We start from the raw sequence: 26119 nt of genomic DNA on the forward strand, positions 1-26119 counted from the left end.
TTTAGCAGTCCATCGGAGAGATAGATGCTCGACACTGCCTCGAAATCTCTGGACGCCACGGCTGACTTCGCGATCTATGATTTCTCGCTCTTGGCGGAGAAAAGCTCTGTAGCCCAAGCTATGAATGCTTGGACGATGGGCGATCCATAACGGTGGTGCGGGTACAGGATCGAGACCGGCACCGACGGCGGACGCCACCGCTGAAGCACCTCAACCAGAGTGCCATCCTGCAACTGCTTCTCGACCAGTACGCCTTGCAACTGTGCCAGGCCGTATCCTTTCATGCACAGCTTGATATAGAGCTCGGTCTCATTGACGGCGACCGAGCCCTCCACAGGTAATACTTGTGTCTTCCCATCAGCTGAGAAGAGCAGGCTGCCACCGCCCCTCGAACTAGAGGAAAAGTGGTGCACCGCGCGGTGTCCGGCGAGGTCTTCAAGTGATCGCGGGACGCCATACGCCTCCAGATAGCTTGGCGCGGCGCAGGTGATCCAGCGGAAGTTCCCCAGCGGCCGGGCTACGAGGCTGGAGTCTTCCAGCGGCCCGGTCCGGATCACGCAGTCCACACCCTCCTGGACGAGGTCGACCGGCCGGTCACCTACGCCGATCATCAGATGGACCCCGGGATACTGACGGCGAAAGCTGTCCAGGTTAGGGAGGAGTATCGAGTGCGCGAGGCCGCCTGGCATATCGATCCTCAACCGCCCCCGCAGGTCCTGTGGAGACGACTTCAGGCCGGTTTCCGCCTGTTCGATCTGGTTGAGGATCTCCTGGCACTGCAGGTAGTAGCGCTCGCCTTCCGAAGTGGGGCTGACGCTCCGCGTGGTCCGATTGAGCAGGCGGACGCGCAGGTGCTTCTCCAAGCGCTTGATCAAGCCCGAGACGGTGGAGGGGGGGATGGAGAGGGCCTCGGCGGCACGCACAAAGCTCTTCGCTTCTACCACCCGCACGTACGCCTGCATCGCCAGAATCCGATCCATTTCGCTTCCACCCTATGGTTGACGGTCAGCTCGATCTTGATTATGCGCGTTTTACGAATAATAAAAACGAAGAGCATGACTTTTTCGCAGGGTCTGCGCGGGGCATAAAGTTCACGCCATTCCTGAAATCGAGCTTGCCCCAATGAGCACCCTCCCGCGAGACATTCTTCAGCAACCGACAACCGAAGCGGCCGAAAAGACGCTCATCCGCGGCGCAACCATCATCAGCATGAACCAGGCTGTGGGCAACCTCGTGAAGGGCGACATCCTTGTCACGGGTCGCACCATCACTGCCGTTGGCGAGAACCTGAGCGCCGAGGACGCGCTCGTCATCGATGCCAAGGACATGATCGCCATCCCGGGCATGGTGGACTCCCACCGCCACGCCTGGGAGGGTCAGCTGCGTCGGATCAACTCAAACGCCGAGACGCTGGAGCACTACTCCAACGCCACGCATTTCTCGTTTGCCAAGCATTATCGGCCGCAGGACATGTATGTCGGGACCTTGCTGTCCGCGCTAGGCGCAATTGATGCAGGCATCACTACGGTCATCGACAACTCCCACAACAGCCGCACGGCCGCGCACTCCGATGCGGCGGTTGAGGCTCTGCTGGACGCGGGAATCCGCGCACTGCATGCATCGGGCGCCCCGGTTTCCGGCACTTGGGACCGCGACCACTGGCCGGGCAACCTTGCGCGCCTGCAGGAAAAGTACTTCAAGGACCCGGCCAACCATCTGGTCACGCTGGCCACCATGGCCAGTATCGAGCCGGACCTGTGGGCTGAGGCGCGCCGCTTGGGGATTCCGATCGTCACCGAATTCTTTGGTGAACAGATGGGCTCCCAGCTGCCGTGGCTGCATGCTCAGGGCCTGCTCGGCCCGGACAATATCTTCAACCACTGCACCTGTTTGAAGGATGAGGGTTGGGGAATTCTCAGCGAGGCGGGTGTGCGCATCAATGTCTGCCCGCGCTCGGACGCCCACTATGGGATCGAGGACGGCATGTTTGCCTGGGATGCGGCGATCCGGCACGGGATCCGCCCCGGTTTCAGCGTCGACAACGAGACGTCCTACAGCGGTGACATGTTCATGGAAATGCGCGTGGCCTATTACCTGGAGCGCGTACTGCGCGTCAATGCACGTCCCCCGCGTAGTGCCGGCTCCCCACAGGATCCGCTCAATTCCCACCGCCTGCTTGAGGCCGCCACGCTTGATGGCGCGGCCTGCGCAGGGCTGCAGGACAAGATCGGCAGCCTGACGCCGGGCAAGCAGGCCGACATCGTGCTGTTCCGCACCAGCGACATCAACCTGTATCCGTCCAACAATGCGTTCGGAACGGTGGTGCATGCGGCGGAGCGCAGCAATATCGACACCGTGATGGTCGGCGGCCGGGTGCTGAAGCGGGGTGGCGAAATGTGCGGTCTGGATATGGGCAAGTTGCGCGCTGCAGTGGACGAGTCCTGCGAGCACCTCTTCTCGGCAGCCGGCTACGCGCCGGACGTGTTCGGCACGTCCTTCCCCGTGCTGGCCAATCACTGAGAGTAAACATGAATAGCTTCGGTGCCTGGGCCTTTCCGTTGGCAATGGTTGCGGGAATGGCCGTCACGTTGCAGACCACGTTCAATGGTCAGTTGGCAAAGGGCCTGGGCGGCGATCCTGTTGCAGCTGCCATCTTCTCCTTCATGGTCGGGCTGTTGTCGCTCACCATCATTGGTCTCGTGCGGGGTAACACCTTGAACCTGCTCGCGGGCATCCCCGCGCAGCCCGCATGGATGCTGCTGGGGGGCGTGATGGGCGCATTCGCGCTGCTCAGCAACGTAGTACTGGTACCCCGCATTGGCATTTCCGCTCTGGTTGGATTGGTTATCGCCGGGCAACTGCTGTCCTCGCTCGTTATCGACCATTTTGGACTGCTGGGTTCTCCCCACCGCACGATTTCCTTTATCAAACTGGCAGGCACACTTGTCATGATGGCTGGGCTTGTAGTCGCCCTGTTCGGGGACCGTTAGTCCAGACTGATGGCGTGATGCAGCAAGTGATACGCGCCATTCATAGTCAGCATTGCTGCCGCATTGATATCGTGGTGTGGTGCCAAGAATCGGCTTCTGGGGTATAGCGGACGGGCAGCACGCGTGACCTCCAGAAGTAGCTTGTCAACGCATGTCGTGAGCTGAGCTCAAGGCCGCTGGCGGCGAGAGCCGCCAGCCCACGTGCGCTGCGGTTTGTGAACCGATACCCAAATGGTCACAATTTGCCGACGTATCATCTCGGCGCTACTCTCTTCCCCATGTCTACTTCAACTTCCGCAGTGCTTGATGCCGGCCGCGGTCCGGCTGAGCACGACGTACGCACCCAGATCATTGATGCGGCCACGGCGCATTTCAGCCATTACGGCTACGACAAGACCACGGTCTCCGACCTAGCCAAGGCCATCGGATTCTCCAAAGCCTACATCTACAAGTTTTTTGCGTCGAAGCAGGCAATCGGCGAGGTTATTTGCGCCAATTGCCTCGCCCAGATCGAAAGCGACGTCCATGCCGCGCTCAAGGGGGCTGAGGCTGCTCCGGAGCGACTGCGCGTGCTCTTTACCGCCATTGTCGACGCCAGCCTTCGCTTATTTGTCCAAGATCGCCGGTTGTACGAAATTGCTGTCGCTGCCGCGACTGATCAATGGCCGTCGACTCAGGCCTACCAAAGCCGCATTCGGCACCTTGTCGAAGAAATCCTGAAAGAAGGCCGCGCCTCCGGGGCTTTTGAGAGCAAGACGCCCCTTGATCAGATCAGTCGCTCGGTCTACCAGGTGCTGGTTCCTTACCTCAACCCGGTGACCCTGCCGCACTTGTCGGACCTGCACAAGGAGGATCCAAGGGCGACACAGGACCTGGTCCTGAGGAGTCTTGCCCCCAGACAGTGACTATTGACTACATCGGTCACTAGGAACAAAATGCTTCCGGATATCCCACCCGGAAGGCCGTATGCGTCGCCGATTTGTAGTCCTAGCCAGCGCCTTTGTAGCTCCGCTTTTTCTTGTCGCCTGCGGTAAGGCCGACCACATCGATCCCCGTAACGCGCCCCCCGTTGTCCGAGTCGCGACGGTCGACCCAGCTGCCGGAAACGCACGCACGTTTACCGGCACCATCGCCGCGCGTGTGCAGAGCGACTTGGCTTTTCGAGTGGGAGGCAAAGTCACAGAACGCCTTGTCGAGGCGGGACAGACGGTCAGGCGTGGCGATGTGCTCTATCGGATTGATCCGATAGATCTCAACCTGACAGCGGCATCCCAGCAGCAAGCGGTGGTCGCGGCCCGTGCGCAGAGCGTCCAAGCAACTGCTGACGAGGCGCGATACCGCGATCTGGCGGCAAAGGGCGTCGTGTCCCGATCAGCCTACGATCAGATCAAAGCGGCGGCAGACACCGCGTCGGCACAGGTCAAATCGGCCGAGGCACAGGCTCGGGTTGCACGCAACGCCAGCCAATACGCGGCACTCGCTGCGGATGCGGATGGAGTGGTCATGACGATCTCAGCGGAACCGGGCCAGGTTGTGGCGGCAGGGCAGGTCGTTGCCAGGCTTGCCCGTGCAGGCAGCCGGGAGGCGGTGGTCCAGCTTCCTGAGACGCTGCGCCCTCAGATCGGCTCTGTGGCCTTTGCGTCCGCTTTTGGAGCAAGTGGCAGGATGCCCGCGCGATTGCGAGTGCTTTCTGAATCGGCAGACCCCGCGACTCGAACTTTTGAAGCCCGCTACACGCTGGAAGCGGACGGCACGTCGCTACCGCTGGGTTCAACGGTGGCGGTCGAGCTCGCGGGCGCGCCGTCTGCCGGACTCTCGGCCGGATATGAGGTTCCGCTAGGAGCACTGTTTGATCCCGGCACCGGAACCGGTGTCTGGGTGGTCAGTGGTGAGCCACTCAAAGCCAGCTGGAAGCCGGTGGTCGTCAAGCAGCTGGGCGATGACAAAGCCGTGGTCGAGGGCGCCCTTAAAGCCTCTGATCGCGTTGCCGCCCTGGGCGCCCATCTCCTCCGCGAGGGACAGGTGGTTCGCCTGGCTGAGGCGAGCAAGAACAAGGCTGCTGACGGAGTCCGTCCGTGAGCGAGTTCAATCTGTCGGCGCTTGCGGTGCGCGAGCGCGCCATCACCGTCTTTCTGATTTTCCTGGTCTCGGTTGCCGGCATTGTTTCCTTTTTCCAGCTCGGCCGTGCTGAGGACCCCGCGTTCACCGTCAAGGTCATGACGATCGTGACGGCTTGGCCTGGGGCTACGCCGACGGAGATGCAGGACCAGGTTGCCGAGAAGCTCGAAAAGCGCCTGCAGGAGCTTCGCTGGTATGACCGCAGCGAAACCTATACGCGTCCTGGCCTATCATTCACCACGCTGACATTGCAGGACGGCACGCCGCCGTCGCAGGTGCAGGAAGAGTTCTATCAGGCCCGCAAGAAGATGGATGACGAAGCGGCGAACCTGCCCGCAGGGGTGATCGGCCCGCTGGTTAACGACGAATACGCAGACGTCACGTTCGCCCTCTACGCTCTGAAAGCGAAGGGCGAACCGCTCCGCGTGCTTGCGCGCGATGCCGAAACTTTGCGTCAGCGCTTGCTGCACGTGCCCGGCGTGAAGAAGGTCAACATCATTGGGGAGCAGTCCGAGCGCATCTATGTCGAGCTGTCCCACGAACGTTTGGCGAACCTCGGTGTCACGCCACAGGAGGTATTCGGGGCGTTGAATGGACAGAACGCGCTGACGCCGGCAGGTTCGGTCGAGGCCAAGGGTCCGCAGATATTTATTCGCCTCGATGGCGCCCTGGATCAGTTGGACAAAATCCGGGATACACCCGTCATTGCACAGGGCAAGACGCTCAAATTGCGTGACATCGCCACCGTCAAACGCGGCTATGAGGATCCGTCTACCTTCATGATCCGCAACGGCGGGGAGCCCGCCATGCTGATCGGCATCGTCATGCGCGACGGCTGGAACGGCCTGGACCTTGGTGCCTCACTCGACGCTGAGGTCAAGAAGATCAATGAAGGGCTTCCGGTTGGGATGGCGCTGGATAAGGTGACCGATCAAGCGGTGAACATCAGCGCATCGGTCGACGAGTTCATGCTGAAATTCTTCGCCGCGCTGCTGGTGGTGATGCTGGTGTGCTTTGTAAGCATGGGCTGGCGTGTCGGCATCGTGGTAGCGGCTGCTGTACCGCTGACGCTGGCGGCCGTATTCATGGTAATGGCTGCAACCGGAAAGAACTTTGACCGCATCACTCTCGGGTCGCTGATCCTGGCGCTCGGGCTGTTGGTGGATGACGCCATCATCGCCATCGAAATGATGGTCGTGAAGATGGAAGAGGGCTATAGCCGGGTCAAGGCATCGGCGTACGCGTGGAGTCACACGGCCGCACCTATGCTGGCTGGAACCCTGGTCACGGCCGTGGGCTTCATGCCCAATGGATTTGCCAGGTCCACTGCCGGCGAATACACCAGTAACATGTTCTGGATTGTGGGGATCGCGCTGATCGTATCTTGGGTGGTTGCGGTGTTCTTCACGCCCTACCTTGGCGTGAAGCTACTGCCTGAGTTCAAGGCCGTGGAGGGCGGGCACAGCAGCCTCTACGACACGCCGCGCTACAACCGCTTTCGATCGATCCTGGCGCGCGTGATTGCTCGCAAGTGGTTGGCCGCAGGTTCGGTGATTGCATTGTTCGTGCTTTCGATTGTTGGTATGGGAGTTGTCAAGAAGCAGTTCTTCCCAATCTCTGATCGTCCCGAAGTATTGGTTGAAGTGCAGATGCCTTATGGCACCGCCATCGAGCAGACCAGTTTGGCGGCGGAGAAGGTGGAGAAATGGCTCTCGCAGCAGGAGGAAGCCAAGATCGTCACGGCTTACATCGGTCAGGGAGCGCCACGGTTCTATCTGGCCATCTCACCGGAGCTGCCGGATCCGGCGTTCGCGAAAATCGTGGTGCGTACCGACAGCCAAGAGCAGCGCGATGCCCTGAAGGCAAAGCTTCGCCAGGCAGTGGCTGATGGCTTGGCGCCAGAGGCGCGAGTGCGCGTAACCCAGTTGGTGTTCGGGCCTTACTCGCCCTACCCAGTAGCTTACCGCGTCAGCGGCCCGGATCCGACGGTCATCCGTGGAATTGCGGCCAAGGTCGAGCAGACGATGCAGGCCAGCCCGATGATGCGCACGGTGAACACGGACTGGGGAATGCGCACGCCAACCCTCCACTTCACATTGGATCAGGATCGCTTGCAGTCGATGGGAATGACGTCGGCGTCCGTGGCTGAGCAGTTGCAGTTCTTCCTCAGGGGCGTTCCCGTCACTGCTGTTCGCGAAGACATCCGGACTGTTGAGGTTGTCGCTCGCTCAGGAGGAGAAACACGTCTAGACCCCGCTCGGATTTCGGATTTTACCCTTGTTGGTTCTGCCGGGCAGCGCGTTCCTCTGTCCCAGGTCGGCTCGGTGGAGGTTCGGATGGAAGAGCCGGTGCTGCGCCGTCGTGATCGGGTGCCCACCATCACGGTGCGAGGTGACATTGATGATGCATTGCAGCCGCCAGATGTATCGGCAGCGATCAGCAAACAGCTTGAACCACTCGTTGCCTCACTGCCTGAGGGCTACGCCATTGCACAGGCTGGGTCCATCGAGGAATCGGGCAAGGCCATGGGCGCGATGTTGCCCCTGTTCCCGATCATGCTGGCGGTGACCCTGCTGATCATCATCCTACAGGTGCGGTCCATCTCGGCAATGATCATGGTGTTCATGACCAGTCCGTTGGGGCTGATTGGCGTGGTGCCAACGCTGCTGCTGTTCCAGCAGCCGTTCGGTATCAATGCGCTGGTGGGGTTGATTGCGTTGTCGGGCATCCTGATGCGCAACACGCTCATCCTTATCGGTCAGATCCATGAGAACGAAGAAGCAGGCATGGAGCCCTTCCACGCCATCATCGAGGCGACGGTGCATCGAGCGCGTCCGGTGATCCTGACCTCGCTGGCAGCGGTGCTTGCGTTCATACCGCTGACGCATTCGGTGTTCTGGGGAACGCTTGCCTACACGCTGATCGGCGGCACTATCGCCGGCACCGTGATGACGCTGGTCTTTCTTCCGGCGATGTATGCCATTTGGTTTAAGGTCCGAGCGGAATATACACCCGTTGCCTGACATCGGCCCGGACCTCCTTTATACGGGAAGTGATTCATGAGCATTGCTGACAGAGACCGCATCGTGGTGACCGGAATGGGCGTGGTCAGCCCACTTGGCTGCGGTGTGGAAATCGTCTGGTCCCGCCTCCTGGCCGGGCGCTCCGGCGTTGGGTCGCTGGGAGCAGATCTTGCGGCTGGAACCGGCTGCGAGGTTGGCGGACGCGTGCCTGATCGCACGCAGGATCCGGAGGCTGGCTTTGATTCCACCGGAATCATCGCGCCGAAAGATCTCAAGAAGATGGACCGGTTCGTTGAGTTTGCGCTGGTCGCTGCGCATGAAGCGCTTGAGCAGGCCGGTTGGCGGGAAGCCGATGAACGCGGGCTGCTGCGAACGGCGACCGTGATTGCCACGGGCATCGGTGGGTTCGGGTCGATCGTCAATGCGGTACACACCACCGAACGCCGCGGGCCTGGACGGCTGTCGCCCTTCACCGCGCCGACCTTCCTGGCCAACATGGCGGCAGGGCAGGCCTCGATCCGTTACGGGTTCATGGGCCCGCAGGGTGCGCCCGTCACGGCCTGCGCAGCGGGTGTCCAAGCCATTGGCGATGCCGCGCGTCTCATCCGGTCCGGCGAGGCGGACATCGCACTGTGCGGTGGGGCGGAGGCGGCGATGAACCGGGTCAGCTTGGGCGGCTTCGCGGCGGCCAAGGCGCTGAGCACCTCTTTCAATGACACCCCCCAAGCGGCGTCTCGCCCCTTCGATGAACAGCGTGACGGGTTTGTCATGTCTGAAGGGGCAGGGTTGCTCGTGATCGAGCGGTTGGACCACGCCTTGGCTCGTGGCGCCAAACCGCTGGCCGAACTGGTCGGTTACGGAACGACCTCCGATGCCTACCATCTGACAGCAGGGCCCGACGACGGCAGTGGCGCGCGGCGAGCAATGGAGATTGCCCTGGCACAGGCGGGTATCACGCCTGCGCAGGTTGATCACATCAATGCGCATGCGACGTCGACTCAGGTAGGTGATCGGGCAGAGCTTGCTGCGATGCGCTCCCTGTTCGGTTCTCGTCCCGATCTGCTGATATCTGCCACCAAATCCAGCACTGGGCACCTGTTGGGGGCAGCTGGCGGCATTGAGGCGATCTTTACTGTTCTCGCACTGCGCGATCAGCTCGCACCGGCCACGCTCAATCTTCAGCAACCTGACCCGCTGTCGGAAGGTCTTCTGATTGTGTCCGAGCGGCCTCGAAAGGCCAACATAGAATTTGCCTTGAGCAACGGATTTGGATTCGGTGGCGTGAACGCCAGCGCAGTTTTCCGGCGCCTGTGAACGCACCTCGGCCTCCCGCACGCGCAAGTCGAACGGCTCTCCGCTGGGAGAGCGCCAGGGCGGAGAGCCGGCAAAGAATCTTGCATGCTGCTGGCGAAGTGTTCGCGGAGGACGGTTTTGAGAGTGGGACGATGAAGCGAATCGCAGAGGTTTGTGGCATCACCAAAGTCACCATCTACGCACACTACCGCGACAAGGAACGCCTCTATCGGGCGGTCATGGATGGACACTTGGGTTCAATGCCAAAGCCCACGCTGGAAATGCGGCGTGAAGTCGGGCTTCGAGATGCTTTGACTTGCATCGTTCAGGGCATCCGGATGCTGGCCGGGGATCCATCCTGTCAAGCATTTTGCCAAATCTTGCTACGCTCGGATATGCACAAAAGTGTCTACATGGATCGTTGGAATGAAGTGCTGCAGCCTTATCGACAGGCCGCTGTGCGAGCACTTTCCGACGTGTCACCCAAACTGAACAACGGCGAGGATGGGGAAAAGTTCCTTCGGCTGATCCTGGCGGAGCAGGGCTTGCCCAAAGGTACAGCGCCAGTTTCCGGTTGTAATGCAACGATTGAACTATTCACTCGATCCTATGGCTATGGCTCATTGGGATGACCGGGGCGACTGTGTTCAATACTGCCCGGGCTTCGCGCACTGTGCTCGTCCCGGAAATTGCTGTCTTCTGTGGCTGGTTTTGCGGTGGCGGGGTAATGCCGTTAGGTCGGTCAGGCGCGGTCTGGCGGCGCGAGCTAACGACCGCTCCTGGCCGGAGGCGGACATCGCGATCTATGGCCGCTTTTGGCCGTAAGCGGACCAGGTGGGCAGGGCGATTAGGAAGATTTATCGGGGGTAGGGAAAGGCGCCCTCAGCCCCAAAGCGAACGTTCAGTATTCCGCTTATGAATCCCTTCGTCATCCATGGCACTGAAAATTTAATCTACCGCTGAACCGCATAATCAACTTGACGCCATCTGGTGTCCATGAGACTACGGAAATGCAACCAGCGCGTCCTGTGTGAACACCGCACTCCGGGGCAGGATCCCGCTTGCCACGACGTTCTCCAAGAAGTTCGCCGGATCGGCGACAAAGAATGTCAACACCAGACCACGCTGGGCGCGAGTACAGCAGACGTAAAGCAGGCGCAGCGTTCGGCTCCAGGTGTTTTCATCACCACCCTGCACTCGTGCGCGATCTGCTGCACGGGCCTCAGCGCTGGCGAAGATACGCTCGTAGTTGTAGGTCCGGTAGTCACTCTCCTCCTCGTCCATCACTACGATGACGCGCTCGAACTGGGCTCCCTTCACACCGTGCTGCGTGGCATAGGGGGAGCCTTCTGAGACATATCGTTCGTAGGGCCGAAGCTCGTGCGCACAGCACCTGAAGAACTTGACCATCGCTGCGTCGGCGGATCGTCCCTCGGCGGGAGTTGCGTCAGATGCATCAACCTCTTGAGCTGGTTCTGAAACATCTCCGACGAACCCAAGCACGCGCGCATAGCGCTCATCGAACTCGAAAAGGCCCGCGTCGCGGAGATGAAGAGCAATATCGCCAACGGTGGTGACTGCCTCATCCAGCATGGCGACAAGTCTCAATACGGCTGCGTGCAGCTCTCGCAGCACATCTGCGGCACGGCGGCCGACCAGTGCGTTAGGCGCCAGGCGCGGGCTGAACTCTCGGAGCAGGTTCATTGCTGCGAACTCGTTGCCGGCTTTCACGGCTGCAACGATCGGCAGGGCGAAACTGAGGAAGGGTCGAACGGGCCAACCGGTGCCGTCCTGCAGCCCCTGCTTCATGGCCTCCGACGTCTTATCGTTCAGTGCCGAGTAGATACCGCCAAATCCGAGCCGGTTGGCGGCCATGCGGTGCACGATGACAAGAATCTTGACCCCGTCGTCTGGGGTCGTCCAACCCTCGTCGTTGTTCGTCGCCGCGCTCCACGCTCGGACTCTTGTCAGGGCTTCCGTTCGATTGAGTGCATTCGGAAGGACGAACATGCAGGCCGAGCCTTCCACCGGCCTGAGGTCCCCACCGACCCTCTCGTGCAGCCCGCGAACTTGCTCCATGCCGTCGCCCTGCGCGCGCACGGCGTTGGCGACGTCAAGAATCTGCTTGGCGCAGCGAAAGTTCTCCGGTTTCGTAATGGCCCGCCAATGGTCTTCGAGCGGGATGTCCCCTGCGCCTCTCATGAAAATCGACTGCATAGGGTCGCCAAAAAACCCGAGGCAGAACTTACCTCGCATCTGAGCCTCCACTTCCTTGAAGGACTTCACAACCCCTGGGAACGCGTCCTGACTCTCGTCGATGAACACGAATGGATAGTTTAGCGCTACAACCCGTCGGAACAGCGGGCGGTTCTGCAACAGGAAATCGGTGAGCTGAAGGATGTCCTCGTGACCGAGGATGCCCTTCGCGTAGTCACTGCCCACGCCGTAGTTGAAAGTCTTGACGTTAGCCACCGCCTCCAGGTTTTGGGCATAGCGCTCCTGGTCGGCCCTGTTTCTGTCGCGCGTGGTCTGCCGAACACGCGAGCCGTAGTTCTCGAGCTCTTCTTCAAGCGTGGAGATCCGCCTGCGGATGTCGCTCTGCAGCCAAACCTTGATGTCGACCTGAAACGTCTTTGCAATGGACCAGTAGAAGCTATGGATGGTCGAGACATGGACCAGTGGGTCTTCGTTGACGTCCGCCAGAATTTCGTTGGCGGCGAGCTCGGTATACGTGATGCACGCGACCTTCTGCTTCTTCGCCCGCATGCTGGCGCCATGCTCCGACATCACCCAGTCCAGCGCCTTGATAAGGGAGGTGGTCTTGCCCGAACCTGCGCCGGCACGCACCACGAAGGGGCGCGATGGCGTCGCGGCAATGCACGCGTGGATCTCGCGGTCGGCGTCAGTGTCCGGACTATCGACTCGCCTGCTCATGCCGTCTGTCCCTCGCCAGCAATGACAGTAACAACACCTGATGCAGTCGGCTTAATCGTGGTGACCTCTGTGGCGATGGCCGCGTCCGCCTCAAGCTCGTGGGCCACTTTGGCTTCGAGCCAGATCAAGCCCTCGGTAATGTACGCGGGAACCTTCCAGCCATTGACCGGCCCGCTCGCGAGGACCTCCAGCGCAAAGCGGGTCTTGTCGAAGTTCTTGCCGACTACCCTGTCGTGTAGCTTCTCAGCCAGCTCCTCGGGGCTGCTCGGCGCGCGCTTGAGCTTGAGGCCGACCGCCCGGTTGGCCTCAGCCTGGCACCAGTCGGCGTTCTCAAGACCAAAGGCCTCCTCAAGCGTGCGCCCGCAGAGCTGCGAGGTCGCCGCACCCACCGTTACTGAAACCTTCGTCTGATAGGCTACCCGAATCTCAGCACTGGAGCCCTCGGACAGCGACAGCGTTTTTTGCTCCGCAGTGACCTCCCATAGTTCCGCCACCGACCGCTTCTTCGGGATCCAGCTGATGAGGGTTTGATTAGACGTGACGGCACCTTCTACATGCGCATGGCAGGTGCTGCCACGCTTCCTGGACTTCTTCTTTCGGCCAGGTTCCGCCGCGTCGTCGTCTTCGAGCTCGAAGGGTTTCAGGTCGTCGTCCTCGTCATCTCCGTCGACGGCGCTCTCAACACCTGCGCCTTGCGCGGCAGCTTTCTCGGCGTCCGTCTCGACTGTCACGCTGTCTAGATCTGTGATGACCAGTGTCGTGATTCCAACAAAGGCGATCAGCTCCCGGAACCGATGCGCGAAGGCGCCACCGACTTCAAGGATGGTCAGGGCGGAAGAACGCAGGCGCTTGGCCGCCGACTCGATCATGGCAGGCAAGAGTAAGCGCTCGACGTTGCCTTCCACCAAGATGACCGCGTCGGAAAAGAAGAGATCGCAATGCGTCAGCTTGAGATATCGCTGCAGGAACTCGCGCGTTGGAGCGTCGGCCACGCCCGTCTTGAATTGCGACAGATTGCGCACTTCCGTGTGGTGGTCCAACTGGTCGCTGACGCGGCGGAAGTACCGGATGGGGGAGAACCCCCGCTCATAGAGGATGTGTGGGGAGTGCGTGGTGATGACGAGCTGCGTGTGGAAAAAATCCGCGTGATCGTTAGCATCCTCGAGGAGCCGCAAAACGTTCCTGATGAAGACCTGCTGGATCTGCGCATGCAGATGCGCCTCGGGTTCCTCGATGAAGATCAAATGAAGCGCAGCTCGCTTGTCCTCCTCGGCTTTCCACTGCTCCTGCAAGTCGAGCAGCTCAACCACCATGTAGACCAAATTCTTGAACCCCAGGCCGTTGTAGCTGTCAGGCAGTTGGGCGGAAGCCACGCCCGGGATCACGTAGTGAACCTTAGCGTCTTGCCCCAGGACAGTGGTCGGATCCAAGGCTGCCCGAATCACTATCTCGGGATTGTTGACTCCCGGATAGCCGAGCTTGGCCAGGCGTTTGAGGGTGTCACTGAAGACTTCCTTCAAATGGAAGTTCAGCTCCTTCTCCGAAGAATCGAGCGCCTTGAGAGCCGCATGGTCGTCGCCACGCTTCTCCAAGTTGCGGTGATAGAACTTGCTCAGTCGCCGCGACAAACTCTCGGCGCGATCAGAGCTGCCGGAATCCGGGTCATCGAGGTGCCGCTGCGCGCGCAAGAAGTCGACCCTCACCAGCGACTTGAGAATGGCCGCACCGCCCGGCTCATTGCCTAGAGGTAGCGGCTCGTAGTCGACCTCCTTTGCCTGATATCCGGCAAAAGCCCGCTCATCGAGCACGTAGTAGCGGAAGGTGTATTCCTTGCTCAGCTCCTTGGTGAGGTACTTCGTCAGGCTTTCTGGCCAAGGCTTGTACTCGCCGGCATCGGCCACCACCACAGCCGCATCTTCCGCGCCCGCCTCCACTGCGTGTTCCCCGGCGGACTTGCGCTTGACGGCAAGCGCGACAGCTGCGTTGTTGGCCTTCTCACGTAGTTCATGGAACTTTCGGACGAGCTCGTGGGCATCCCGAGGCTCGAACGCCACCCGGATCCCGACGCACTTGCCGTCCCACTCAGTGCTCGGCAGCAGCGACATTGCAATGGCAAGGTCGTCTTCACCGACGCGGAACCAGAGATCCAAGAGGATGGACGGTAACCTTTTGGGCGCATCCTCATCGCCAGGCGTCCTGCCGACCGCATCGATCTCGGCCCACAGCGCTGCACTGAAGTCGAAGAGTTCAAACTTCTTCGCTTCGCCGCGGAGCATCGAGTACAGGCCTTGTGCAGCAGACGTCTTGCCGCTGTTGTTGGCACCGACAAAAATCGAAATGTCGTCATCTAGTTCGATGACGACGTCCCGCAGTCTACGGTAGTTCTGCAGCCGGTATGCCTGTAGCTTCATGGTTACCTATCTCGGGCGGAGGCTGGGATTCGGGGTGTTCAGTTCCTTGGCTGGCAACAATCTATCAAGAGTTCGCATTCGTCTCATCTCTGCCCTTCAATCCCTCGGATTCTAATGGGCTCTACCAAGGAATCACGGGTGGCTGTAAATGGCCCTTGAACTTGCTGTCTTGCTTGGCGCCCCCTCGGCGCATCCCCGAGCTGTGCCTTCGCTCGATATATTCGAACACATCGGCTCTTGCAGTTTCTAGAGTGGACTATCTCGATCGGCAGATGGAAGAACGGCAGGTTTACTTCTTTCTTAGCCAGATATTCCTGACGCGGGCCGGTAGAACTTCATCATCGGGGACAAAGGAGGACCGCTTCTGGCCGGAAGCGGACACGCCGACGTCATGCGATAGCTGAAATCACACTTGAACACATCACTTCAAGCTTCCTGCATGCAAGAAGAGTATTTGTCGCACGCAAGTGCGAGGAGATTATGCGCCTCGTTGAACGGCCCAACGAAGTCGTCGGTCTCCCGCAGCATGAGTGCTGCAAGGTGGAACAGTGCAGTCCGTGCATACGGGAAGCGTGTGCAGACTGCCTTCCCAGATGTTTCGAGCGCTCTATCCTCTATCGACATGCTCGGCCTAGCAGAGCAGGCTGCCTCGACCCGCGGCAAGGCCTTGTCCAAGGCATTGGAGCTTTCCGAGGCTTGCGACAACGCAGGTGTTGACTCGGTCTTTGGCATCTTGATGCGCAGCGCCAGCAGTTCTCTATTCAGTCGCAGCTGATCACTCTGTATGCCCAACGTCAGATAGTCGCTTCACCGCTCTTCAAGGCCATGCGTGGTGGCCAGGGTAGCTAGCAATTCCTGGGGGGGGGCCGCGCACGTCAGCTTGGAGGGGTAGGCGCGCAGTCACCTGGGATCTGCAGAGAGGCAAGTTTGTGAAGGGCGCTGAAAACAAGCAGGGAGCGGCTACCTTCTGAACAGCATCGCGCATATCAGATCAACTGATATGAAATCAGATCAACTGATAACATATCAGTTAATTTCTGTTCCACGGTTGATGGTGGTATTTGTTTCACATTGAGCGTGATCGTTTCGGAGTTTGGTTGGTAAAAAAATCTCCGAAATTTCGCAAATTCAGCGAAATCCAGTTGATTGGTTCATTTCATTGAGCGATGCTCAAGTAGTGCAAACATCCATCAAAATACTGGCGATTCGAGCAAGTACCCCCAGCGAGCTCCATGAGCACGTCGCTGAGAAATTTGGTGTGTACGTTCAAATCGCCGATGTCTGGACACTTCTCGGCTTCCAGACCTTGGGGGCTGCAAAGCGTGCAGCAATGCAGGGGCGACTGGGTGTCGCGACGGTTACTCTCCCTGGTCGGAAGAACAGGGTCATCAAGTCGTGCGACTTGGCCCAGTGGCTGTTTGACGCCGCACGACCAACTTGTCTCGACACGGGTGAGAACAGGCCCGGATACCTTTTGCGGAGGGACATCTAAGTGAGCTAGGACCCTTGCTCTGGGGCTAGAAAAAACGAACCCGGCCTGGCAGCCGGGGGCGTTTTGAAGCTTAGCGTTAGTCTCCGCTGAGCCCAATCTACCCCCTCTTTCCCCTTTCAATCAAGCCCTAGGCATCGCGGGAGGCTGGCTCACGCCCGGCTCACCCCGCGCCTGTACGGATTGAGGTGTGAAGATGGTGGACACCATGTGCGTCGCCGCTGCGCGCGCGGGCAGCTGTACCTTGCTGAATAGGCCCCGAGTGCTGTGGATCCGAGATCTGCTGCCGCGAGCCGGTGGGAGCGAGACTTTCGCGAAAGTGGCTGAGGTCCTCTTGCCCAGAACACGGCTCCGAACCCCGCAGCCTGAGAGGCAGCTGGCGGTATGAGCCGTAAATTCTCACTGCCGCAGCTCGAACTTGCCTTCAAGCAGGGGCGAGGCATTGGCGTTGGCGAAGACTATCGGCCCTGGATCCAAATCACCCGCAACCGTTCGTCTCCCCTGTCGAATCTGAGGGTGACGCAGATTCCTTACATGAGGCGAAGCCTGCACTGCCTGTCCAGAGGCGAAGCCCACATGGTCCACTATCTGAGATGGCTGGGCGCTAGTGACATACGGGAGCAGTACCCGATGTGGAACTGGCCCCACGCCCATCCCCTGGCCCAGCTGAGGGAGGACTTGGGATGTGGGGAGATGCACCCGGGGATGGCGGCGGTCGCCGAGAAGGCGCAATTCGTTCTACGGACCTACCCGGGTACAGACATCCGAACTGTCTTGACGATGGACCTCATGGTTACTGTGCCGGCCGAGATAAATAAGGCGCGACTTGTAGCCATCAGCTGCAAGCCTCTCCAGCGTGTGCTTGAGGGTCGTGAGGACGATCGGGAGATTCAGCGCCTGGAGCTCGATCGTCTCTACTGCGAAGCGGGGAAAATCCCTTTTGTACTAGCACACCCCGAGCAGCTGCCGCGCACGCTGATAGTTCAACTGGAGGCGTACGGGCCTGTGGGAGATCCCGATCGATACAGGGTTCTGGCCTCCTCGTCTGAATACGCTGACTTCGTGGATCGCCTTGATAGTTTGGTCTATACGCGTCCTGCCATGCAGGCTGCACGGCGCGCCGCCAAAGGGCTGCCCTGGGATCACGACACAATGGTGTCCGCCCTTCGCACGTCGATCTGGCACCAGCACATAGACGTCGATCTCGCGACGCAGATCTCCCTGGCAAGGCCTCTTCGGCCTGGCGGCAAGGCCTTCCGAGCGGCACAGGCAGCGAAATGGCTTGGGGGACGTCATGAAGCTTGAGGAAGGGATGGTCTTGGGGCCAGGGGTTGGTGACAGCCCGCTGGTAGAGAGCTGCAGGCTGCTGGCGATAGACAAAGACAGCGACTCAGCGATCTTGATCCCACTCCCAGGAACCGTGAACGGGCGGAAAGCTAATGGGTATGTCCTCGGTCCCTTCGTTCTGTCGCTGGAGGTTCTGGAGCAGGGATTTGAGTCGGCCGCAGTCGCCGAGGTGCATTGGAAAAATCCGCCCCATTGGGCGCTCTCTGATACCGACCTTCTCGGGGTGCCGGTCAATGAGAAGGACAGAAACAAGACGGTCAGTCAGATTTCACGGCGGAACGATGCGTGGGCGAGCATTGAAGGACTGATAGGAAAGCTGCCCCTTAGGAAGATCGCCCTTGGCATGAAATCCCTCAGCGCGCTGATCGCTGGTCACGCGCTAGAGCACGGTGTCGATGTGGCGACGATCTATCGCCGGCTGCACCTCTATCTTGCCAGTGGCGGCTACATCAACAGCTTGCTGCCAAGGACTGAAATGCAAGGGGGGAGGGGTCAAGTACGGAACCAAAGAAAGAAAATCGGCCGCACGTCTCGGCTTGAGAAGGCAAAAGATAGGCGAGGCGAGCCGCTCTCTGAGCTCGATAAGACTCGATTAGCCGCGGGCTACCTCTTGATCGGTCCCCGCAAGACAGAGAGGGATGCGTACCTCCTCTGCTGCAGTCGCTTCTGGGCGGACGTGGAATCTGATGGAAAGCCGAAGCTGTGGCCGTCAGAGCTTCGGCCCACGCAGAAGCAGTTTAGATATTGGGGGATAAAGCTAAATTCCGTCGGGGCACGGCAGCAGCGCTTGGGTATCCCCGCATCGCGCATGTCTCCGATACCAGGAACCTCGCAAGACCAGGTGCACGAGTTCGGGCATCTGGCAGAGGTGGACTCCACATCTACGGACGTCTATCTGGTCTCCATGATGTCCCGTACTCACGTGCTCCCTCCAATGACGCGAACGCTCATCAAGGAAGTCCGAACTGGGCTGATCCTTGGCTTCTACGTCGGTTGGGAGTCTCCGAGCAGCTTCACTGCGCTGAATGCTTTGCTGTGCTCGGTCGAGAGTAAGCAGGAAATATGCGATCGCTTCGGTATCGAATATGACGCCGCCTGCTGGCCGGCCATCATGTGCCGAGTCTACTTGGTGGACAACGGTGAGATGAAAACCAAGATGACCATCGACGGTACGGAGCACTTCAACTACTCAGTTGAGTATGCGAGTGCGTATAGCGGGGTTAGCAAGCCGAACGTCGAGACCCAGCACCATCGTGATCACAAGGCGATTGACCACAAACTTCCCGGAACCACGTTTGGCAAGAGACGAGGGCGAGGCGACAAGCACCCAGGAGCAGAAGCGCTATACAACTATGAAGAGTACATGCATGAGCTGATCCTGATGATCATCGAGTGGAACAATCAAGAAGTGCGACACCTCGCACCTACGGCAATGATTCAGCAGGGCATCAGGCCGACGCGAATCAATGTTGCTAATTGGCTGATGGAGCATGGCATGCGCGCCGACGTTCCGCCGAAGCTTGATAGCTTGCGGGCGCAGCTGTTGCCCCGCCGTCAGGCGGTGATCACGGAACGTGGCATCTACCTGTTACGCAACGATACCGGCAAAAAGATTCGGTGGTTCCGGTACATCTCAAAGGACGTTGTCGAGTCTGAGGGCTACAGGGCCGCAGTGAAGACCGGGCGGGAACAGAGAATCGAAGTCCGCTGCAATGATGAGGATCTCACGCGGATCTGGTTCGCGACCCGTATGGGTCTGAACCCGGTGCCTGAAGTGGATGCGATCGATCAGGAGCTGCGGCTGGGCATGACCTATTTCGATCTCCAGCATTACGACGAGCGTGAGGCAACTCAAAGAGTGTTGGCGTCGCATGATCGGGATCAGCAGGCGCTGGATACGGCTGAACGCCGCAGCCGTGTGGAGAAAGCAGCGAAGAAGGAGCGCGGCGATGAGCTAGAGAAGAAGGGGATTCGGAGGTCAAAGAAGCCTAACCCAGAGCACCTCAGAGCCAACAGAAGAGCAGAGATGTCGGCAACCAGAGGCGGGCATGGCCAGCATTTCTCAAGTGAATCCCAGCGGCAGCTCGAACTGACCGCGGCACCAATGGATGGCGCATTCTCCGACGCGATTCAACGACTCTTTGAGGACTGACATGAACAAAGGTAGGTCACCCACAAAGCAACGCGCCAACGTTGCGAATCCGCTAACAGAGCATCTGGTGCCCTACATGGATCCTGCTCAGTTAGCTGCTTCGATGAGATACGAGCCTCTCAGGCAGCCTGGCTTCGTGCTAGGAAGTGGGTTTGAAAGAAAGATTGAGCTTGAACTGAGAGATCAGCACTACTGGCCTACTTCGGTACACCAAGAGCTTGCTGACTCAATCCAGATCATGCTCAGGCACGGTCTAGATAAGCGTAATCCACTTAATCAAGCTGAGAGGGTGCGCATCAACACGATTGCAGGTGCTGGCAACCTCGATCCTGAGTCAAATCAAAGTCTTCGGTGCGAGGTGTCGGGGTGTGTGGTAAGCGGAATAACTGGGGTCGGAAAGAGTGCGACCATCAAACGGATGCTGTCGGTGATGGGTCCCCAAATTGTTATGCATACGCGCAGCGAAGTTGCCGGATGGTCGAGGCTATTGCAGGTAACGTACCTGTTCATTGACTTTCCCGCGCAGCCCACTCGCGGAGGACTGTACGCAGCCATCCTTGGCGAACTGGATAGAGTGCTCGGAACATCCTACGTCAACGAATTGAGACGCCAGCGAGATCTGGAGGCAAAGTCAGCCTTGGTGACTCGGCTGCTGTCGATGCACCGTGTGGGGCTGCTTGTCGTTGATGAGAATCAACAGTCAACACTGGACGCTGCGACTTGGGGTGACGTCTTCGTCAACTACTTCATTCGGCTTATGAACATTGGAATACCTGTTCTCCTGTCAGGTAACCCCTTGGCGTTTACTAACCTTGCGGCAAGCGCTCAGCTTGCTAGGCGATTTGCCAAGGCAGGATGGTACGAGCTTGTCCCGGCTGCAAGCGCGAATGTGTCGTGGTGGTGCTCGGAGTACGTTCCTGGCGCAATGAGATTCTCAGTCTTCAAGGATGTACCCAAAGTGGCTGAAGTTGTTGATGCTACTTTTGGTGGTTGCGCCGGCGTGCCTGCATTCTTTATGGAGTGGTGGGCAGAGGCTCAATCGAGGGCTCTCAAGAGAAGCCCCAATGGCAACCGACTGACAGTCGCGGACATCGTCGATGCCTCAAAGTCCCCTAGGATCAAGCCGCTTCTGAAGATCGCGCAGGCGATCAGTTCGGGCAACTTCGCCGCAGAATATGGGGACTTGCCGCGTGCCCCCAGCCCTGGACGGGGCGATCCAGGGTCGGGTGCGAAGCGGGGACGTCTACATGGGCGATCTGCCGAGTACGAGAAGGAGGCTATGAAGCATAGCAAGCAAGAGTCGCGCGCGAGCCGGGTGAGTGAGCGGTCTGTGCAAAGGATGGTCGAAGAGGCTACGCGCGAAAAGATCATCTCCCGGCCATAAGCGCTAACTCAAGCCTCGATGCCTCCCTCAGCCTCATCCGCCTCCTCGTGAGCATTGCTGGCGAGCGCCCTGAGGAGGCTGCGTTGGGATGTGTACACTCTCCTACGAACAAGCTCTCGTCTCACGCAGGAAGTTCTGGGTGGCGGGAAGTGACGAAGCAGTTGCATGAGTGTTTGGTCAGGCAGCTCATTGATAAATCGCGATACATGATGGCGCGGAATTTTGCATGCATTTCCAATTGCTTGTGCTGTCCCTTGCTGGAGCAATAGTGGAACAAGTAGGCCCGGAAGTCCTCTGCTATAGGCCATTTCCGTAAGAGCATCGACGAACTCACTCTTGGCGTCGTCGCGCTTGTGAAATCTAAAAATCTGCTGGGGTTCTGACGTGCGCATCGCGCCGAGTTCTTCTAGTGCGCCCAGCAGGGCAATTCGCTCCGGCGTGACGAAGTAGCTGGACTGAAGCTGCAGCTGTCTGGAGACAAAGTCTGGGGTGATGTTTGGCGAAATAAGTCGGCCAAAATTCTTTGGGTGGACTCCCCATAGGTCTTTCAATGTGTTGGTAACAGTGGAAATGGCCGCCTTGCTTGAGCCCATTCTCTGAGTGAAGCTTGTTACAAGCCTCGTCCACTCAGCTTCTCTAATCTGAGGGCATTCATTTCTCATCGCAGATGACCAATGGTCTAGATATGTCTTGTACCCAGTGCTGTCCTGGCCCGCGCGACTCTCGCAGCTTGTTCCTTTGCCGGTTGGAAGTCTGTTCGCACGGACTACTCGCAACTGTTCTCTAACGAGCTTGGAGCCATGGTATGGGCAGTGGTCGAAGTAGGGCAGGTAGTGAAGTACCCACCATGAAGGAAACCCCTGATCGGCTATGTCTAGCTCCATGCATGTGGGGCAAGATCTCCGGTGATTTCTTGTGACGCGAGTTCCAGCGTTCTGAATGACAACAATTCTTGGTGTGGATCGGCTCTCGGGTGCAGATCGGAGGTTGTCTGCAAGAACCTTTGTTCGCGATACTTCCAGGTGTCGGGTGTAAATTCCAAAAAGCGTATGGTGCTCAAGCACCTCTTCGGCTCTTGATGGATCGCCAAATACTGTAGAGGCAACTGCGTCGCTTCCTGCTCCGAAGAGGATCGACTGAAACGCTCGACTTGTCCCTCGTAGATCAAGCGTTATCCCGAATCCCCCATCTTTGACCGCGCCTGTGTCCCGACGCTGGATGTTCCATCCACTGATGGTGTCGATATGTGCGCCGTGCTTGAGTAGAGGTAGGTAGCCGATCAATCTAGTGCTTCCTTTGGCTGTAGGTAGTAATGTTTGAACGGCTCGCTATGATTTTTGTTAGCCAGTTTCGATCATTTCTATAAAGCCATGTGTACGGGGAGTTTGGCTTAGAGCGAAATTCTCTGACGGGAGCTGATGGGCTCTTGCGAAGTGAATCAACAAAATCGCGTCTGCAGTCGCTACGCTTTTTCGAGAAGATCGCGACCTTCCTCGCGAGTTTGGTTTCCTTGTTCGCTGCAAGAATTCGACTAATGCTTGCCCGCGATGCGCCGGTCAGAGCACCTATGTCATGAACGGTGTCCCCCCGGCCGAGGCGATCTTCGATGACCCGCCTGGTCGAGGCGCCCAGCCACTTGGGCCTGGTATTGAAAGCAACGCATTGCTGGCGAGCCCATTGAGTGACAGTTGTAGTGGATACGCCCAGGTGAATTGCCGCAGCCGTAAGAGACATGCCCTTCTCCAAAAGCTCTTTGACTGATGGGGTGGGTGGCAGCGAGGCTTCTACTTGCAGTGGAGCCGCTGGTTCAGGCCCGATTGATAGGTCCGAGGTAGAGCACATCGGGCCCTGGAGTAGGCGGCTGAAGTCCTCCCATCGATCCGTCAGGCACTCTACAAGGAGGAGGAACTTGAGAGGGTGCACTCCAATCGAGCACCACCTGCCCAGGTTGACCATGCTCTCGACCATTGCTTGATCCAATCTTGGCCAGAGCAATGGTGCTGAGATCGATTCGATCGGCTTCAGGCGAGCTGCAACGAGGTTAAAGGCTGATCTTTGCCGAACATGACCGCCCAGGCTAAGTAGTCCGTTGCTCTTCAGTGTGCTTCGAAGAGCGGCTACGCAAACGTCTCGCCTCAGACTTCCCATCGGCAAGTTCATGAGGCGTATCGTGTCATCTGCCACTCTTGTCAGAAAAGGCATTGCTTCGGAAGTTCTCGCGCACACGATCCGACAGTCACTCTTTGATGGCTCAAGCCAGTAGTGCAGGGCGGTAGGTGAGCGCGTATTGCTGCAGACATCCAGCAATAAGTGGTGGCGAGGGCAGATCAAAACGCTCGGCAGCTGGTGCTCCCAGTGCCAGTACGATCGACCATAGTCTGATTGGTCAGACTTTCGACACTCGGCGCACGATTTAAGCGGATGGAATGCGCTGATCTTGCTCGCAGGCAGGCCAAATTCCAGCTTCAGGTGGGGGCGTACGTCAGATCGTACAGAGTGGACAATGGCGTCGACTTCGCTCTTCTCGGCCGTTCTAAGAAAGAATCCAAGCAGGGTGCGCCTATCGATGATTTCAGCTGCCGTTCCTAGCCCACCTGCGGTGCGCTCAGTCAGAGTGTCGAGATATGCTGGGAAGTCATGGCGAAACCCGGCTCGGGGCTTCCCGAACAGGTTGCTCGAGGTCAGGGTGCAGCCCAAACCAGAGCTGCGTTGCACCGCATGACACCAACTGTAGAGCGTCTCGTCTGGTAAGGGCAGGGGGAGGTTCGGAAGCATCCGTTGTCCCAGCTTCAACTGGCGTGCTGTCCATTCTTACGGGATTGCTTGTTCTGTTCCACTAGAACGGATTTAGTAAACAATTGTCGGTTTCAATTACATATACGCCTCTCATGGCATACCGTTTTGAGCAAACTTATGTATGCTCGTGACCGGCTGGCTAAGTTGAATCGCTGGCTGCGTGCGGGTGTCAATTGGCCGAACAATTGTCAACAACCAGCCGGGCATGGCCCGGCGCTACCAAGGGCCGGGCATGGCCCGGCGCTACCAAGGGCCGGGCAACACCGGCGCCGCGGGGCACGGCTCGGCCACCACCGGTAGCGCCGGGCCATGCCCGGCGGCGAGCCTCAAGCCGCGTGCACCTGCACATCCACATACTCAGCCAGGCCACGGCAGGCCAGCAGCAGGCCTTCGCGCACATCGTTGCCGACCTGCTGCGCTTCGTCGCCATCCACGCGCACGCGCTCGCTGGCGTGCAGCAGTTCCAGCAGCAGCGTCAGACCTGCGTTGGCGCGGTTGATGCGCGCCAGCGCCATGCACTGGCCGGTGCTGCGCCCCTTGCGCTGCAGCGGCTGGCCATCGGCCGCATCTACGTTACGAATGCGCTGCAGGCTGCCCAGCAGGGTGATGCCCGCATCGGTCTGCTGGGCGGCAAGCGTGGTTTCCAGCGGTTGGGCAAGTTCATCGGGCAGCGTGTTGGCGGCCTCGCCCAGGGTGGCGAACAGGTAGGGGTATCGCGAGGTGCTCATGGCGGCATCCTTCTGCATGCGGCAAAGAAGCCACCCCGCTTAACAGCAAGGGTGGCGGACGGTGCGTGGTTGCAATACCGGTGGCAATCGTGCAAAACGCCGGCGGGCACAGGGCCCCCACGTACCGCCCGCCATAGGTGCGCGGACAGAGTGCCTGCCGACGCCACCCACAGGGAATGAGCGACGCCGACAGGCAAGCGTAACCAACACGACTACCAAACGGGATTGCAAGCCCGTGCCACCCGTTTTCGGTGGCCACATATGTTTCGCATGGGTGGCCTTGGCCGCCAATGAGGAAAGTTGGAAAGATCGAAAAGGTTGCAATACGCCGATACGCTGCAGGCGCGCCATGCGGCGCGCCGATTGCGACACCGATTGCCGACGGTTCGTCGAGCATGGCTCGACGCTACAAATCCGCCGGGTGCGGCTCAGGTCCCCACGTGGAAGCGGTTGCTGTCTTCGGCCAGCCCCAGGTGTTCCAGCGCGATCTCCAGCCCCAACGCATAGCTCTGCGCACCGTAGCCACTGGCCACCGCCAGCCGGCGCCCCGCACCGGCGGGAATGCAGGTCTCGCGCTGTGCGCCATCGTCGTGCACTTCCACATAGGCGTTATGCAGATGCGGCAGCAGGCGCTGCAGGCGGGCGCTGTCGGCGCACGCACCGGGGTCAAGCAGGGTGATCTCGCCGCGGCTGTGGTCGGCCACGCGCAGTGCGTCCAGCAGTTCCTGTTCGGAACCGCACGCGCGGATGGCGATGGTGGTGCCGGCATCGATGGCGCGTTCCACCAGCGCCTTCAATACTGGGCTGGGCAGCGGTGCGGCCGTGCGGATAAGACGGCCACTGGCTTCCGGGCCGCGAATGATGAAGATCGACATGGCTCAGGCCTCCATGGCCAGACGGTGGCGGATGATGCCCAGCGAGAGCGGATAGCCGCCCTGCGCGTTGCGATGGTCGACCACCACGGCGGCCGGCGCGTGCTGCAGGCGCAGCCGCGATTGCAGGTCCAGTTCGCAGGTAGCCTGGACTTCGATGTACTGCGCCGGCAGCTGGTCCAGCGCATGGCCCAGCGCGGCGGCCTGTTCGCACCATTGCTGCTCGTCCACGGCACCCAGTTCCAGCACCACCCAGTCGCGGGGCTGGGCGTCGATCTGGCACAGACACTGGCGAATCTCTTCCACGCCACTGCAGTCTCTGCAGACCACGGGATGGTTGCCCAAGTGCGCAGGCAGGCTCGGCGGCGCACTGCTGGGGGTTGCGTGGCGAATCACGATCACGGTCATGGCGGTTCTGGTTTCACACCCTGCGGTGCGGTAATGCCATGGTCGCGGTGGGCTGCGTAAAATCGCCAGCCGTGTTCTGCCTGCCCGGCATAAAATCAACGTAACGGCGGGCGCGGTGCGCTGCATCGTCGCCAGCGGGGCGTGAAATTTTATGAAGATTTTACGCGGCGTATC

At 59.4% G+C, this 26119-nt stretch carries 17 protein-coding genes and 1 pseudogene; 10 read left to right on the plus strand and 8 right to left on the minus strand.

Annotated features, from left to right (window positions below):
- Window positions 1–74 precede the first annotated feature (74 nt).
- On the minus strand, window positions 75–980 hold the full coding sequence (locus C1922_RS14700) for a LysR family transcriptional regulator (protein ID WP_108750431.1): 906 nt from the start codon (window positions 978–980) through the stop codon (window positions 75–77).
- 142 nt (window positions 981–1122) lie between these two features.
- On the opposite strand from C1922_RS14700, the gene C1922_RS14705 reads away from it, so the two are divergent.
- The 7 genes from C1922_RS14705 to C1922_RS14735 all read left to right on the plus strand — a co-directional run bounded on the left by C1922_RS14705 (window position 1123) and on the right by C1922_RS14735 (window position 10056).
- Window positions 1123–2520, plus strand: coding sequence for an amidohydrolase family protein (locus C1922_RS14705; protein WP_108750432.1), 1398 nt, complete (start codon window positions 1123–1125; stop codon window positions 2518–2520).
- 8 nt (window positions 2521–2528) lie between these two features.
- A complete protein-coding gene (locus C1922_RS14710) occupies window positions 2529–2990 on the plus strand; it encodes a DMT family transporter (RefSeq protein WP_108750433.1) in 462 nt (153 codons plus the stop codon).
- A gap of 278 nt (window positions 2991–3268) precedes the next feature.
- Window positions 3269–3895, plus strand: a complete 627-nt coding sequence (locus C1922_RS14715; RefSeq protein ID WP_108751615.1) for a TetR/AcrR family transcriptional regulator — start codon at window positions 3269–3271, stop codon at window positions 3893–3895.
- A 61-nt stretch (window positions 3896–3956) separates the two neighbouring features.
- Entirely contained in the window at window positions 3957–5069 is a 1113-nt protein-coding gene (locus tag C1922_RS14720; RefSeq protein ID WP_108750434.1) for an efflux RND transporter periplasmic adaptor subunit, read from the plus strand.
- A complete protein-coding gene (locus tag C1922_RS14725; RefSeq protein WP_108750435.1) occupies window positions 5066–8131 on the plus strand; it encodes an efflux RND transporter permease subunit in 3066 nt (1021 codons plus the stop codon). The genes C1922_RS14720 and C1922_RS14725 overlap by 4 nt, the downstream gene beginning before the upstream one ends.
- A gap of 36 nt (window positions 8132–8167) precedes the next feature.
- Window positions 8168–9445, plus strand: a complete 1278-nt coding sequence (gene fabF / locus C1922_RS14730; RefSeq protein WP_108750436.1) for a beta-ketoacyl-ACP synthase II — start codon at window positions 8168–8170, stop codon at window positions 9443–9445.
- Complete coding sequence (locus tag C1922_RS14735) at window positions 9442–10056, plus strand: TetR/AcrR family transcriptional regulator (RefSeq protein WP_267896400.1); 615 nt, start codon at window positions 9442–9444, stop codon at window positions 10054–10056. Before fabF ends, C1922_RS14735 begins: the two co-directional genes overlap by 4 nt.
- A gap of 370 nt (window positions 10057–10426) precedes the next feature.
- Here the strand turns inward: C1922_RS14735 and C1922_RS14740 are convergent, their stop codons facing one another.
- The 3 genes and pseudogenes from C1922_RS14740 to C1922_RS20715 form a co-directional block, all read right to left on the minus strand.
- A complete protein-coding gene (locus C1922_RS14740) occupies window positions 10427–12358 on the minus strand; it encodes a UvrD-helicase domain-containing protein (protein WP_108750438.1) in 1932 nt (643 codons plus the stop codon).
- Complete coding sequence (locus C1922_RS14745; protein WP_108750439.1) at window positions 12355–14769, minus strand: ATP-dependent endonuclease; 2415 nt, start codon at window positions 14767–14769, stop codon at window positions 12355–12357. Before C1922_RS14745 ends, C1922_RS14740 begins: the two co-directional genes overlap by 4 nt.
- A 121-nt stretch (window positions 14770–14890) precedes the next feature.
- A pseudogene (locus C1922_RS20715) lies at window positions 14891–15022 on the minus strand (IS3 family transposase); the annotation flags it as partial.
- Window positions 15023–16642: 1620 nt separating this feature from the next.
- Between C1922_RS20715 and C1922_RS14760 the strand changes: the two are divergent.
- The 3 genes from C1922_RS14760 to C1922_RS14770 all read left to right on the plus strand — a co-directional run bounded on the left by C1922_RS14760 (window position 16643) and on the right by C1922_RS14770 (window position 21141).
- Window positions 16643–17563 (plus strand): TnsA endonuclease N-terminal domain-containing protein, encoded by a 921-nt coding sequence (locus C1922_RS14760; protein WP_108750442.1) that lies wholly within the window; start codon window positions 16643–16645, stop codon window positions 17561–17563.
- Window positions 17553–19757: a hypothetical protein gene (locus tag C1922_RS14765; protein WP_159091999.1), complete on the plus strand. Its 2205-nt coding sequence runs from the start codon at window positions 17553–17555 to the stop codon at window positions 19755–19757. The genes C1922_RS14760 and C1922_RS14765 overlap by 11 nt, the downstream gene beginning before the upstream one ends.
- 76 nt (window positions 19758–19833) lie before the next feature.
- Complete coding sequence (locus C1922_RS14770; RefSeq protein WP_159092001.1) at window positions 19834–21141, plus strand: ATP-binding protein; 1308 nt, start codon at window positions 19834–19836, stop codon at window positions 21139–21141.
- An 8-nt stretch (window positions 21142–21149) separates the two neighbouring features.
- On the opposite strand, the gene C1922_RS14775 is transcribed toward C1922_RS14770, so the two are convergent.
- The 4 genes from C1922_RS14775 to C1922_RS14795 all read right to left on the minus strand — a co-directional run bounded on the left by C1922_RS14775 (window position 21150) and on the right by C1922_RS14795 (window position 25945).
- Window positions 21150–22424 carry a TniQ family protein gene (locus C1922_RS14775; protein ID WP_108750445.1) on the minus strand — a complete coding sequence of 425 codons (1275 nt, stop codon included), beginning with the start codon at window positions 22422–22424 and terminating at the stop codon, window positions 21150–21152.
- A gap of 1839 nt (window positions 22425–24263) precedes the next feature.
- The gene (locus C1922_RS14785; RefSeq protein ID WP_108751616.1) at window positions 24264–24665 is read right to left on the minus strand and encodes a hypothetical protein; all 402 of its coding nucleotides are present in this window, start codon (window positions 24663–24665) and stop codon (window positions 24264–24266) included.
- A gap of 428 nt (window positions 24666–25093) precedes the next feature.
- Entirely contained in the window at window positions 25094–25540 is a 447-nt protein-coding gene (locus C1922_RS14790) for a 3-dehydroquinate dehydratase (protein WP_108750447.1), read from the minus strand.
- Window positions 25541–25543: 3 nt separating this feature from the next.
- Complete coding sequence (locus tag C1922_RS14795) at window positions 25544–25945, minus strand: hypothetical protein (RefSeq protein WP_108750448.1); 402 nt, start codon at window positions 25943–25945, stop codon at window positions 25544–25546.
- Between the last annotated feature and the right edge of the window lie 174 nt (window positions 25946–26119).

Origin of the sequence: Stenotrophomonas sp. ZAC14D2_NAIMI4_7, from assembly GCF_003086675.1 — a bacterium.
In the GTDB taxonomy this organism is placed as follows: Bacteria; Pseudomonadota; Gammaproteobacteria; order Xanthomonadales; family Xanthomonadaceae; genus Stenotrophomonas.